The sequence below is a fragment of the Kluyvera intermedia genome (genome assembly GCF_021440345.1).
Classification (GTDB): Bacteria; Pseudomonadota; Gammaproteobacteria; order Enterobacterales; family Enterobacteriaceae; genus Kluyvera; species Kluyvera intermedia_A.
Genome location: NZ_JAKCNS010000007.1, coordinates 1 through 13,475, shown reverse-complemented (window position 1 = coordinate 13,475; position 13,475 = coordinate 1). Strand labels below are relative to the sequence as shown.

Below are 13,475 nucleotides of genomic sequence, written 5' to 3'. Positions count from 1 at the left end.
AATAAAAAAGGCCAGTCATGATGACTGGCCTTTTCAACTTATCGCACTAACGTGAACGATTAGTCGTTATCGGAACCGCCCAGACCTGCGTTCAGCAGTTCTGCCAGGTTTGCAGATGCTTCTTCTGCACTTACCTGTGGTGCTGCAGGCTGTTCGCCCGCTGCGCGACGGCGCATACGATCCTGGTGGTACGCATAACCGGTACCCGCTGGGATCAGACGACCTACGATAACGTTCTCTTTCAGGCCACGCAGTTCGTCGCGTTTACCCGCAACGGCTGCTTCGGTCAGGACACGTGTAGTCTCCTGGAACGATGCGGCAGAGATGAACGATTCGGTTGCCAGAGACGCTTTGGTGATACCCAGCAGGTCGCGAGCATAGGTTGCCGCCACTTTGCCGTTCGCTTCCAGATCGCGGTTTGCAATCTTGACGCGGGAGTATTCAACCTGCTCGCCTTCCAGGAAGTCGGAGCTACCGGCATTCTCGATGGTCGCTTTACGCAGCATCTGACGAACGATAACTTCAATGTGTTTATCGTTAATCTTAACGCCTTGCAGACGGTAAACGTCCTGTACTTCGTTGGTGATGTAACGCGTTACCGCGTGTACGCCACGAAGACGCAGGATGTCGTGCGGTGCTTCTGGACCATCGGAAACCACGTCACCACGTTCTACACGTTCGCCTTCGAACACGTTGAGCTGACGCCATTTTGGAATCATCTCTTCGTATGGATCGCTACCGTCTAACGGCGTGATCACCAGGCGACGTTTACCTTTGGTTTCTTTACCGAAGGAAATGATACCTGTGATTTCCGCAAGGATAGCTGGCTCTTTCGGACGACGTGCTTCGAACAGATCCGCAACGCGTGGCAGACCACCGGTAATATCCTTGGTACCGCTGGATTCCTGAGGAATACGCGCCAGGGCGTCACCAGAGTGAATCTGAGCACCATCTTCCAGCTGAACAATCGCTTTACCCGGCAGGAAGTACTGAGCAGGCATATCGGTACCTGGGATCAGAACGTCGTTACCGTTCGCATCAACGATTTTCAGCGCTGGACGCAGGTCTTTACCACCAGCAGTACGCTCAGCAGAATCCAGAACAACCAGAGAAGACAGACCGGTCAGCTCGTCGGTCTGACGAGTAATGGTCTGGCCGTCAATCATGTCGGTGAAGCGGAGGAAACCGCTCACTTCGGTGATAACCGGCATGGTATGTGGATCCCAGTTTGCTACGGTTTCACCGCCAGTAACCTGTTCGCCATCACCTTTGCCCATAACAGAGCCGTAAGGCACTTTATAGCTTTCTTTGGTACGACCGAATTCGTCGATCAGTTTCAGCTCGGTGTTACGAGAAGTGATAACCAGTTTACCGCTGGAGTTCACAACCGACTTCGCGTTGCTGAGCTTGATGCTACCTTTGTTTTTCACCTGGATGCTGGATTCAGCAGCCGCACGAGATGCCGCACCACCGATGTGGAACGTACGCATCGTCAGCTGTGTACCCGGCTCACCGATGGACTGTGCCGCGATAACGCCGATAGCCTCACCTTTGTTGATGATGTGGCCACGCGCCAGGTCACGACCGTAGCAGTGCGCACATACACCAAAGTCGGTGTCACAGGATACAACGGAACGCACTTTGACGGAGTCAACGGAGTTCTCTTCCAGCAGGTCACACCACTGTTCGTGCAGCAGCGTGTTGCGTGGAACCAGAATGTCCGCGGTGCCCGGCTTCAGAACGTCTTCAGCAGTCACACGACCCAGTACGCGATCGCGCAGTGGCTCTTTAACGTCACCACCCTCGATAACCGGGGTCATGGTGATGCCTTCCAGCGTGCCACAGTCGTCTTCAGTAACAACCAGATCCTGTGCAACGTCAACCAGACGACGCGTCAGATAACCGGAGTTAGCTGTTTTCAGTGCGGTATCCGCCAGACCTTTACGAGCACCGTGAGTGGAGATGAAGTACTGGAGTACGTTCAGACCTTCACGGAAGTTCGCGGTGATTGGCGTTTCGATGATGGAGCCATCTGGCTTAGCCATCAGACCACGCATACCTGCCAGCTGACGAATCTGTGCTGCAGAACCACGCGCACCGGAGTCGGCCATCATGTAGATGCTGTTGAAGGAAACCTGCTGCTCTTCGACGCCGTCACGGTTAATAACGGTTTCAGTTTGCAGGTTATCCATCATCGCTTTGGATACACGATCGTTCGCCGCAGCCCAGATATCGATAACTTTGTTATAGCGTTCGCCAGCGGTTACCAGACCAGACTGGAACTGCTCCTGAATCTCAGCAACTTCAGCTTCCGCTTCGCTGATGATTTCGTATTTCTTCTCTGGGATAACCATGTCGTCGATGCCGACAGATGCGCCAGAGCGCGCTGCGTAAGCAAAGCCGGTGTACATGGTCTGGTCAGCGAAGATAACGGTCGGCTTCAGGCCCAGAATGCGGTAACAGGTGTTCAGCATTTTGGAGATAGCTTTCTTGCCCAGCGCCTGGTTGACGATGGAGAAAGGCAGACCTTTCGGCACGATCATCCATAGAATCGCACGGCCAACGGTCGTGTCTTTCAGGCTGGTAGTCGCAACGAATTCGCCGTTTTCATCTTTTTCATATTCGGTGATACGCACTTTAACGCGCGCATGCAGAGAGGCCAGACCTGCGCGATAGATACGCTCAGCTTCTTTAGGGCCAGTCAGCACCATGCCTTCGCCTTTGGCGTTAACACAGTCACGGGTCATGTAGTACAGACCCAATACAACGTCCTGAGACGGAACGATGATTGGCTCGCCGTTCGCAGGTGACAGGATGTTGTTGGTAGACATCATCAGCGCACGCGCTTCCAGCTGGGCTTCCAGCGTCAGCGGTACGTGTACAGCCATCTGGTCACCATCGAAGTCGGCGTTATATGCCGCACAGACCAGCGGGTGCAGCTGAATAGCTTTACCTTCGATCAGTACTGGCTCAAACGCCTGGATGCCCAGACGGTGCAGTGTTGGTGCACGGTTCAGCATGACCGGGTGTTCGCGGATCACTTCGTCCAGGATATCCCAAACGACAGCTTCTTCACGCTCAACCATTTTCTTCGCGGCTTTGATGGTGGTGGCCAGGCCACGCAGTTCCAGCTTGCCGTAGATGAACGGTTTGAACAGCTCCAGTGCCATTTTCTTCGGCAGACCGCACTGATGCAGACGCAGGTATGGACCTACGGTGATTACAGAACGACCGGAGTAGTCAACACGCTTACCGAGCAGGTTCTGACGGAAACGACCCTGTTTACCTTTGATCATATCGGCCAAAGATTTCAGAGGACGTTTGTTAGAACCGGTGATTGCACGACCGCGACGACCGTTATCCAGCAGGGCATCGACCGCTTCCTGCAGCATACGTTTTTCGTTACGTACGATGATGTCAGGTGCAGCCAGATCCAGCAGGCGTTTCAGACGGTTGTTACGGTTAATGACGCGACGATACAGATCGTTCAGGTCAGAAGTCGCGAAACGGCCACCATCCAGTGGAACCAGCGGACGCAGATCTGGCGGCAGAACCGGCAGAACGGTCAGGATCATCCACTCTGGTTTGTTACCAGACTGAACGAAAGCTTCCAGCAGTTTGATACGCTTGGTCAGCTTTTTACGCTTGGTTTCGGAGTTGGTTTCGTTCAGCTCTTCGCGCAGAGTTTCACACTCTTGCTCCAGATCCATGCTCTTCAGCAGGGCCTGGATTGCTTCCGCACCCATCTTCGCGTCGAATTCGTCACCGAACTCTTCCAGCGCGTCCAGATACTGCTCTTCAGTCAGGATCTGTTGACGTTCCAGGTTGGTCATACCGCCTTCGATAACCACATAGGATTCGAAGTACAGTACGCGTTCGATATCACGCAGTGGCATATCGAGCAGCAGACCGATACGGGACGGCAGCGATTTCAGGAACCAGATGTGCGCAGTTGGACATGCCAGCTCGATGTGGCCCATGCGCTCACGACGCACTTTGGTCTGGGTCACTTCAACGCCGCACTTCTCACAGATCACACCACGGTGTTTCAGGCGCTTGTACTTACCGCACAGGCACTCGTAATCTTTTACTGGCCCAAAGATACGGGCGCAGAAAAGGCCGTCACGCTCAGGTTTGAACGTACGGTAGTTGATGGTTTCCGGCTTTTTAACTTCACCGAAAGACCATGAACGGATCATGTCTGGCGAGGCCAGAGCAATTTTGATCGCATCAAACTCTTCGGTTTTAGTCTGCGCTTTCAGAAACTTTAATAAATCTTTCACGGATTTGCTCCCGTCGGAGTTAGCACAATCTGGCGCCGGGTCTTACCCCGGCACCAGTGACCTGTTTGAGCGAGAGTTACTCGTCTTCCAGCTCGATGTTGATACCCAGGGAACGGATTTCTTTCAACAGTACGTTGAAGGATTCCGGCATGCCCGGTTCCATCTGATGGTTACCGTCTACGATGTTTTTATACATCTTAGTACGGCCATTCACGTCATCAGACTTAACGGTGAGCATTTCCTGCAGGGTGTATGCTGCGCCATATGCTTCCAGCGCCCACACTTCCATCTCCCCGAAGCGCTGACCACCGAACTGCGCCTTACCACCCAGCGGCTGCTGAGTAACCAGGCTGTAAGAACCGGTAGAACGCGCATGCATCTTGTCATCAACCAGGTGGTTCAGTTTCAGCATGTACATGTAACCTACGGTTACCTGACGCTCAAACTGCTCACCGGTACGACCGTCGAACAGGGTAATCTGACCAGAAGAAGGCAGACCGCCGAGTTGCAGCAACTCTTTGATTTCTGACTCTTTAGCACCATCGAATACTGGCGTTGCGATTGGCATACCTTTCTTCAGGTTCTCTGCCAGACGCAGCACTTCGTCATCGGTGAAGGTGCTCAGGTCGACTTTCTGACGAACGTCGGTACCCAGATCGTAAGCACGCTGGATGAACTCGCGCAGTTTCGCGACTTCTTGCTGCTGTTTCAGCATGGCGTTGATCTTATCGCCGATACCTTTCGCAGCCATACCCAGGTGGGTTTCAAGGATCTGACCGATGTTCATACGCGATGGTACGCCCAGCGGGTTCAGTACGATATCTACCGGCGTACCGTTAGCATCGTGTGGCATATCTTCGATCGGGTTGATCTTGGAGATAACACCCTTGTTACCGTGACGACCTGCCATTTTATCACCAGGCTGGATACGGCGTTTAACGGCCAGGTATACCTTAACAATCTTCAGCACGCCCGGTGCCAGATCGTCGCCTTGGGTGATTTTGCGGCGTTTCGCTTCGAGTTTTTTCTCGAACTCGTGTTTCAGTTCGTCGTACTGCTCAGCCAGCTGTTCCAGCTGATTTTGTTTCTCTTCGTCGGTCAGGCCGAGTTCCAGCCAGCGATCGCGAGGCAGTTTGTCGAGCTTCTCAGCTTCAACACCGCCGGCAACCAGCACCGCGTAGATACGGCTAAACAGGCCAGCTTCGAGGATCTGCAGTTCTTCAGACAGGTCTTTTTTGGCCTGCTTCAGCTGCATCTCTTCGATTTCCAGCGCACGTTTGTCTTTTTCTACGCCATCGCGAGTAAAGACCTGAACGTCGATAACGGTACCGGAAACGCTGTTTGGTACGCGCAGAGAAGAGTCTTTAACGTCAGACGCTTTCTCACCGAAGATCGCACGCAGCAGTTTCTCTTCTGGCGTCAGCTGGGTTTCACCTTTCGGCGTTACCTTACCAACCAGAATGTCACCACCGGTCACTTCAGCGCCGATGTAAACGATACCGGATTCATCCAGTTTGGAGAGCGCAGCTTCACCCACGTTAGGGATGTCAGCGGTGATCTCTTCAGGCCCCAGCTTGGTGTCACGGGACACACATGCCAGTTCCTGAATGTGGATGGTGGTGAAACGGTCTTCCTGAACAACACGCTCGGATACGAGGATGGAGTCTTCGAAGTTGTAACCGTTCCATGGCATGAACGCCACGCGCATGTTCTGACCGAGCGCCAGCTCACCGAGGTCGGTAGATGGACCATCTGCCAGCACGTCACCGCGCTCGATTGGCTCACCCAGAGACACACACGGCATCTGGTTAATACAGGTGTTCTGGTTAGAACGGGTGTATTTGGTCAGGTTATAGATGTCGATACCCGCTTCGCCCGGATACATCTCGTCTTCGTTAACTTTGATAACGATACGGGATGCGTCGACGTACTGAACGGTACCGCCACGCTTAGCAACTGCAGTAACACCGGAGTCAACGGCAACAGCACGTTCCATACCGGTACCAACCAGCGGCTTATCAGCACGCAGAGTTGGAACGGCCTGACGTTGCATGTTCGCACCCATCAATGCACGGTTGGCGTCATCGTGTTCCAGGAACGGGATCAGGGACGCACCGACGGATACCACCTGCTGGGTGGATACGTCCATGTAGTCAACCTGGTCGCGGCTGAAGAGGCTCGATTCGCCTTTGCTACGGCAAGTTACCAGGTCTTCTACAAAGTGGCCTTCGTCATCCAGGTTGGAGTTCGCCTGAGCGATGACGTAGTTACCTTCTTCGATAGCAGACAGGTAATGAATTTCGTCGGTTACAACACCGTCGGTCACTTTACGATACGGAGTCTCGAGGAAGCCGTATTCGTTAGTCTGTGCGTACACGGACAGGGAGTTGATCAGACCGATGTTTGGACCTTCAGGCGTTTCGATTGGACATACGCGACCGTAGTGAGTCGGGTGTACGTCTCGAACTTCAAAGCCTGCACGTTCACGGGTCAGACCGCCTGGGCCGAGGGCAGAGATACGACGTTTGTGCGTAATCTCAGACAGCGGGTTGTTCTGGTCCATAAACTGAGACAGCTGGCTGGAACCGAAGAACTCTTTCACTGCTGCAGAAATCGGCTTGGCGTTGATCATATCCTGAGGCATCAGGGTATCCAGATCGCCCAGAGACAGACGCTCTTTCACCGCACGCTCTACACGTACCAGGCCAACGCGGAATTGGTTTTCCGCCATTTCGCCTACGGAACGGATACGACGGTTGCCGAGGTGGTCGATATCATCGACTTCGCCTTTACCGTTACGGATATCGATGAGCTTTTTCATCACTTCGATGATGTCTTCTTTGCTCAGGATACCGGAACCTTCGATTTCGTCGCGCAGCAGAGAACGGTTGAACTTCATACGACCGACCGCAGAGAGGTCATAACGGTCTTCAGAGAAGAACAGGTTCTCGAACAGGCTTTCTGCAGCTTCACGAGTCGGCGGCTCACCAGGGCGCATCATGCGGTAGATTTCTACCAGCGCGCTCAGGCGGTCGTTGGTTGGGTCGACACGGATAGTTTCAGAAATGTATGCGCCATGGTCCAGATCGTTGGTGAACAGCGTTTCGATACGCTTGTGACCAGACTGGCTCAGCTTAGCCAGCAGATCCAGGCTCAGCTCCATGTTCGCTGCACAGATCAGCTCACCGGTAGATTCGTCAACGTAGTCTTTAGCTGCAACTTTACCCGCGATGTACTCAACCGGAACTTCGATATGCTTGATATCGTCTTTTTCCAGCTGGCGAATATGACGCGCAGTAATACGACGCGCTTTTTCTACGTAGATCTTGCCATTCGCTTCGATATCGAAGGAGGCAGTTTCACCACGCAGGCGCTCTGGCACCAGTTCCATCTGCAGTTTGTTGTCGCGAATTTCGAAGACAACTTTGTCAAAGAACAGGTCAAGGATCTGCTCAGTGGTGTACTGCAGGGCACGCAGAATGATGGTCGCAGGCAGTTTACGACGACGGTCGATACGGACAAACAGGTTGTCTTTCGGATCGAACTCGAAGTCCAGCCAGGAACCACGGTAAGGGATGATACGCGCGTTATACAGCACTTTACCCGAAGAGTGGGTTTTACCTTTATCGGAGTCAAAGAAGACGCCTGGGCTACGGTGCAGCTGAGAAACGATAACACGCTCAGTACCGTTGATAACAAAGGTACCGTTGTCGGTCATGAGCGGAATTTCGCCCATGTACACTTCTTGTTCTTTGATGTCTTTAACGGTGCCTTCCGGCGCTTCGCGCTCGTAGATCACCAGACGCAGTTTTACGCGCAGCGGTGCGGAGTAAGTCACGCCACGAATCTGACATTCCTGAACGTCAAACACCGGTTCGCCCAGGCGGTAGCTGACGTATTGCAGCTCCGAATAACCGCTGTAGCTTTTAATCGGGAATACGGAACGGAAAGCTGCTTCCAGACCATACTGACCTTCGGGATCTTGCTCGATAAACTTCTGGAACGAGTCAAGCTGGATAGAAAGGAGATAAGGTATGTCCAGAACCTGCGGACGTTTACCAAAATCCTTACGAATACGTTTTTTCTCGGTATAGGAGTAAACCATAGGGTTCCTCAGCTCGCTGACAAGTCGACGCATCTGTCCATTGGCAGACAGTTTGTGCAACACTATTTTGTTGACCGGAAAATGGAACACTTTCCGCAATACCTGTTGCTATCACGCTTAAACCATTTCATTGCGATTTACACAGAGCGAGCACCCTGTCGCAATATATTAAGTCGTCGATAGAAACAGGCATTGTTAGGACAGCCAGCAGTCAAACAGTGTGAAACGCTACTGGCGCCTTACAGCGCAAAATGGCTGGTGACTAAAAAGTCACCAGCCATCGGCCTGATTTCTCAGGCTTCAACTAGAAAAGTTGGCTTATTTAACTTCAACTTCAGCGCCAGCTTCTTCCAGAGATTTTTTCAGTGCTTCAGCGTCATCTTTGCTCACGCCTTCTTTCAGAGCGGCTGGAGCAGATTCTACCAGGTCTTTAGCTTCTTTCAGACCCAGGCCAGTTGCGCCACGTACTGCTTTGATAACAGCAACTTTGTTAGCGCCAACTGCTTTCAGAACGACGTCGAATTCAGTTTTTTCTTCAGCAGCTTCAGCTGGGCCTGCAGCAACAGCTACAGCGGCAGCAGCAGAAACACCGAATTTTTCTTCCATTGCAGAAATCAGTTCTACAACGTCCATTACGGACATAGCTGCAACTGCTTCAATGATTTGATCTTTAGTGATAGACATTTAAATTGTTCCTGAAAATCAGAATAAGTTTATACGTAAGCAAATACTTTACAAAGACAACCGCTATTAAGCAGCTTCTTTCGCATCGCGTACAGCAGCCAGAGTGCGAACCAGTTTGCCAGCCGAAGCTTCTTTCATGGTTGCCATCAGGCGTGCAATTGCTTCTTCGTAGGTTGGCAGTGTAGCCAGGCGATCGATTTGCGATGCCGGGATCAACTCACCTTCAAAGGCTGCGGCTTTGACCTCAAATTTTGCATTCGCTTTCGCGAACTCTTTGAACAGACGAGCAGCTGCGCCCGGGTGTTCCATAGAGTATGCAATCAGGGTCGGACCAACAAACGTGTCTTTCAGGCACTCGAAAGGAGTACCTTCAACGACGCGGCGCAGCAGGGTGTTACGAACAACACGCATGTATACGCCAGCTTCACGACCTGCTTTACGCAGTTCAGTCATTTTGTCTACAGTTACGCCACGGGAATCCGCAACTACTGCAGACAGCGCGCCTTTGGCTACTTCGCTGACTTCAGCAACAATCGCTTGTTTGTCTTGAAGATTTAAAGCCATTAGCTTTGCTCCTGGATGTTTGCCGGAACTCATGTTCCGGAACTCACTTCACTCTCCCCAACGGAAAGAGCGTCTAAATACGGTGAGCAGAAACAAGCCAGAGTATTAAAAATAATCTTAGCGTTCTGTCACCGTCTACGCAGGGCATTAAGCTTCTTTCGAAACACCTGCGGTCTTCGACGGAGGCCTGGATAGGCCAGGCTCCAACGAACAAATCTTTTTATTTGCTAACTTTCGTTAACAAACGTGGGGGTAGAATTGTAGACAAATCCACCGCCCACGTAAAGGCGAATCTTAGTTCGCTACCGCGCTCAGGCCAGCCTGATCAACGGAAACACCCGCACCCATGGTGGTGGAGATGCTAACTTTCTTGATGTACACGCCTTTAGCCTGAGTTGGTTTAGCTTTTTTCAGCGCAACCAGCAGAGATTCCAGGTTTTCTTTCAGTTTGTCAGCGTCAAAGTCCACTTTACCGATGGTGGTGTGGATGATGCCGTTTTTGTCGTTACGATAACGAACCTGACCTGCTTTAGCGTTCTTAACCGCTTCAGCAACGTTAGGAGTTACAGTACCAACTTTCGGGTTTGGCATCAGACCACGTGGGCCCAGAACCTGGCCCAGCTGGCCAACAACGCGCATTGCATCAGGAGATGCGATAACAACGTCAAAGTTCATTTCGCCTTTTTTGATCAGGTCAGCCAGATCTTCCATACCTACCAGCTCTGCGCCAGCAGCTTTAGCTGCTTCAGCGTTAGGGCCCTGGGTAAATACGGCAACGCGAACTGAACGGCCAGTACCGTGCGGCAGTACAGTTGCACCACGTACGTTCTGGTCAGATTTACGAGCATCGATGCCGAGGTTAACAGCAACGTCAACGCTTTCGTTGAATTTAGCAGTGGCCAGCTCTTTCAGCAGAGCAATGGCTTCGTTGATGTCGTACTGTTTAGTAGCATCAACTTTTTCACGGATCACGCGCATACGCTTGGTCAGTTTAGCCATTTCTTAATCCTCCACTACCAGGCCCATGGAACGTGCAGTACCTTCGATTGAGCGAGTCATCGCTTCAATGTCGGCGCCAGTCATGTCGGCAGCTTTGGTCTGCGCGATTTCCTGTACCTGAGCACGGGAAACTTTACCTACTTTGTCTTTGTTCGGCTTGCCGGAACCAGACTTAATACCAGCGGCTTTTTTCAGCAGAACTGCTGCTGGAGGCGTTTTGGTAATGAAGGTGAAAGAACGGTCAGCGTAAACGGTGATAACAACCGGAATTGGCAGACCTTTTTCGATGGAATCAGTTTTTGCGTTGAACGCTTTGCAGAATTCCATGATGTTCACGCCCTGCTGACCCAGTGCTGGACCAACCGGTGGACTTGGGTTCGCCATACCAGCTGCAACCTGCAGCTTAACGTAGGCTTGGACTTTCTTAGCCATTCTAAAATCCTCTAATTGGGTGATAGCGCCTCAAGGAGGCTCCCCGTGATAAAAATTCGCTTTACAGGCAGATGCCCATAAAAACAAAAGGCGCGAAATTGTATGCCAATTTCGCGCCTCGTGCAACGATTAAATCGATGCTTTTTTGATCGCCGTCTTACGCTTTCTCAACCTGAGCAAAGTCGAGTTCTACCGGGGTCGCACGACCGAAGATAGAAACAGAAACTTTCAGGCGGGATTTTTCGTAATCAACTTCTTCAACAACGCCGTTAAAGTCTGCGAATGGACCGTCGCTGACGCGAACCATTTCACCAGGTTCAAACATTGTTTTAGGACGCGGCTTATCACCAACCTGCTGCAGGCGGTTCATGATCGCATCAACTTCTTTGTCGCTGATAGGCGCTGGGCGGTCAGAGGTACCACCGATAAAGCCCATCACGCGCGGAACGCTGCGCACCAGGTGCCAGCTTGCATCGTTCATCACCATCTGAACGAGTACATAGCCCGGGAAGAATTTACGTTCGCTTTTGCGACGCTGGCCGCCACGGATTTCGACCACTTCTTCGGTCGGAACCATAACTTCGCCGAACAGCTCTTCCATGTTTTGTAATTTGATATGCTCGCGCAGCGACGTGGCTACACGGCCTTCAAAACCGGAAAACGCCTGAACGACGTACCAACGCTTTTTAGGTGCTTCAGACATCTTAGAACCTCAGGCCAGTGATAAAGGATACCAGGCGAACCAGAATACCATCCAGCCCCCACAGGATCAGTGACATTACCGCAGTGACCGCAGCAACGATCAGCGTAGTGTGCAGCGTTTCCTGGCGAGTCGGCCAAATCACCTTACGAACTTCAGTTCTCGCTTCACGAGCAAACGCAACGGTCGCTTTGCCTTTCGTCGTCAACAGCGCGACACCACCCGCTGCAGCAATAATAATTACTACGGCCAGCGCACGCAGCGGCAGCATCATGTCACGATAAAGGTAGTTACCTACGATTGCTACGATCAGCAAGACGGCAACGGCTACCCACTTCATCGCTTCCAGGCCGCGCCCGCTCCCTTGAGCTTCGGTATTCGCACTCATAAACCAACCTGTCAGAAGTATTCTACAAACATTTCCACCCCGCGAGTGCGAGGCGATCCAAACCGAAATTGAGTTTCGGACTAAACGCCCTCTACAGAGCCTGTCTCAGCAATGATTATGGCAAAAATAATCACTGATGAGCCAGGTTCTGGTTCGACAGCGTATAAAAAGGGCATCAAATGATGCCCTTTTATTGCGCATTGCGTCAAATAATATCAGCAATTAGCTCATTACTTTAGCAACAACGCCCGCGCCAACGGTACGGCCGCCTTCACGGATTGCGAAACGCAGACCGTCATCCATCGCGATTGGGTGGATCAGGGTAACAACCATTTTGATGTTGTCGCCCGGCATTACCATCTCTACGCCTTCTGGCAGTTCGATGGTACCAGTCACGTCAGTTGTACGGAAGTAGAACTGTGGACGGTAGCCTTTGAAGAACGGAGTATGACGGCCGCCTTCATCTTTGGACAGGATGTAAACTTCAGATTCGAACTTGGTGTGCGGCTTGATAGAGCCTGGCTTAGCCAGTACCTGACCACGTTCGATTTCTTCACGTTTGATACCACGCAGCAGAACACCAACGTTCTCACCAGCACGGCCTTCGTCCAGCAGTTTGCGGAACATTTCAACGCCAGTACAGGTAGACTTAGCAGTCTCTTTGATACCAACGATTTCAACTTCTTCGCCAACTTTAACGATACCGCGCTCTACACGACCGGTAACTACAGTACCACGGCCGGAGATGGAGAATACGTCTTCGATAGGCAGCAGGAATGGCTTGTCAATCGCACGCTCTGGTTCTGGGATGTAAGAATCCAGGAAGCCAGCCAGTTCGATGATTTTTGCTTCCCACTCAGCTTCGCCTTCCAGCGCTTTCAGCGCGGAACCACGAACGATAGGAGTGTCGTCGCCTGGGAAATCGTACTGAGACAGAAGTTCACGAACTTCCATTTCTACCAGTTCCAGCAGCTCTTCGTCATCAACCATGTCGCATTTGTTCAGGAACACGATGATGTACGGAACGCCTACCTGACGACCCAGCAGGATGTGCTCACGAGTCTGTGGCATAGGGCCATCAGTCGCAGCAACAACCAGGATAGCGCCATCCATCTGCGCAGCACCGGTGATCATGTTTTTAACATAGTCGGCGTGGCCTGGGCAGTCTACGTGTGCGTAGTGGCGAGTCGGGGTGTCATATTCAACGTGGGAAGTGTTGATGGTGATACCACGAGCTTTTTCTTCTGGTGCGTTATCGATCTGGTCGAAAGCACGAGCAGCACCGCCGTAGGTTTTAGCCAGTACGGTAGTGATTGCAGC

The 13,475-nt window shown here is 52.0% G+C and carries 9 protein-coding genes; all 9 read right to left on the bottom strand.

What is annotated here, in order from left to right; translation table 11 throughout:
• Positions 1-59 precede the first annotated feature (59 nt).
• On the bottom strand, positions 60-4,283 hold the full coding sequence (gene rpoC, locus LZ634_RS01855; protein WP_234502040.1) for a DNA-directed RNA polymerase subunit beta': 4,224 nt from the start codon (positions 4,281-4,283) through the stop codon (positions 60-62).
• A 76-nt stretch (positions 4,284-4,359) separates the two neighbouring features.
• The gene (gene rpoB / locus LZ634_RS01850; RefSeq protein ID WP_234502039.1) at positions 4,360-8,388 is read right to left on the bottom strand and encodes a DNA-directed RNA polymerase subunit beta; all 4,029 of its coding nucleotides are present in this window, start codon (positions 8,386-8,388) and stop codon (positions 4,360-4,362) included.
• Positions 8,389-8,706: 318 nt separating this feature from the next.
• Positions 8,707-9,072: a 50S ribosomal protein L7/L12 gene (gene rplL, locus LZ634_RS01845; RefSeq protein ID WP_052285352.1), complete on the bottom strand. Its 366-nt coding sequence runs from the start codon at positions 9,070-9,072 to the stop codon at positions 8,707-8,709.
• A gap of 66 nt (positions 9,073-9,138) precedes the next feature.
• Positions 9,139-9,636, bottom strand: a complete 498-nt coding sequence (gene rplJ, locus LZ634_RS01840; RefSeq protein WP_004097644.1) for a 50S ribosomal protein L10 — start codon at positions 9,634-9,636, stop codon at positions 9,139-9,141.
• A gap of 294 nt (positions 9,637-9,930) precedes the next feature.
• Positions 9,931-10,635, bottom strand: a complete 705-nt coding sequence (gene rplA / locus LZ634_RS01835) for a 50S ribosomal protein L1 (protein WP_234502038.1) — start codon at positions 10,633-10,635, stop codon at positions 9,931-9,933.
• Positions 10,636-10,638: 3 nt separating this feature from the next.
• Positions 10,639-11,067 (bottom strand): 50S ribosomal protein L11, encoded by a 429-nt coding sequence (gene rplK, locus LZ634_RS01830; RefSeq protein ID WP_234502037.1) that lies wholly within the window; start codon positions 11,065-11,067, stop codon positions 10,639-10,641.
• A 157-nt stretch (positions 11,068-11,224) separates the two neighbouring features.
• A complete protein-coding gene (gene nusG / locus LZ634_RS01825) occupies positions 11,225-11,770 on the bottom strand; it encodes a transcription termination/antitermination protein NusG (protein ID WP_052285355.1) in 546 nt (181 codons plus the stop codon).
• 1 nt (position 11,771) lies between these two features.
• On the bottom strand, positions 11,772-12,155 hold the full coding sequence (secE, locus tag LZ634_RS01820; RefSeq protein WP_035895925.1) for a preprotein translocase subunit SecE: 384 nt from the start codon (positions 12,153-12,155) through the stop codon (positions 11,772-11,774).
• Between the two features lie 222 nt (positions 12,156-12,377).
• Positions 12,378-13,475: elongation factor Tu (tuf, locus tag LZ634_RS01815; protein ID WP_234502036.1), on the bottom strand; the 1,098-nt coding region annotated here is incomplete at its 5' end.

What these genes read in the sequence shown, in the direction of transcription:
- rplA (WP_234502038.1), bottom strand. Translation starts at nt 10,635, where the DNA reads ATGGCTAAACTGACCAAGCGTATGCGCGTGATCCGTGAAAAAGTTGAT.
- secE (WP_035895925.1), bottom strand. Translation starts at nt 12,155, where the DNA reads ATGAGTGCGAATACCGAAGCTCAAGGGAGCGGGCGCGGCCTGGAAGCG.
- rplJ (WP_004097644.1), bottom strand. Translation starts at nt 9,636, where the DNA reads ATGGCTTTAAATCTTCAAGACAAACAAGCGATTGTTGCTGAAGTCAGC.
- rplL (WP_052285352.1), bottom strand. Translation starts at nt 9,072, where the DNA reads ATGTCTATCACTAAAGATCAAATCATTGAAGCAGTTGCAGCTATGTCC.
- nusG (WP_052285355.1), bottom strand. Translation starts at nt 11,770, where the DNA reads ATGTCTGAAGCACCTAAAAAGCGTTGGTACGTCGTTCAGGCGTTTTCC.
- rplK (WP_234502037.1), bottom strand. Translation starts at nt 11,067, where the DNA reads ATGGCTAAGAAAGTCCAAGCCTACGTTAAGCTGCAGGTTGCAGCTGGT.
- rpoB (WP_234502039.1), bottom strand. Translation starts at nt 8,388, where the DNA reads ATGGTTTACTCCTATACCGAGAAAAAACGTATTCGTAAGGATTTTGGT.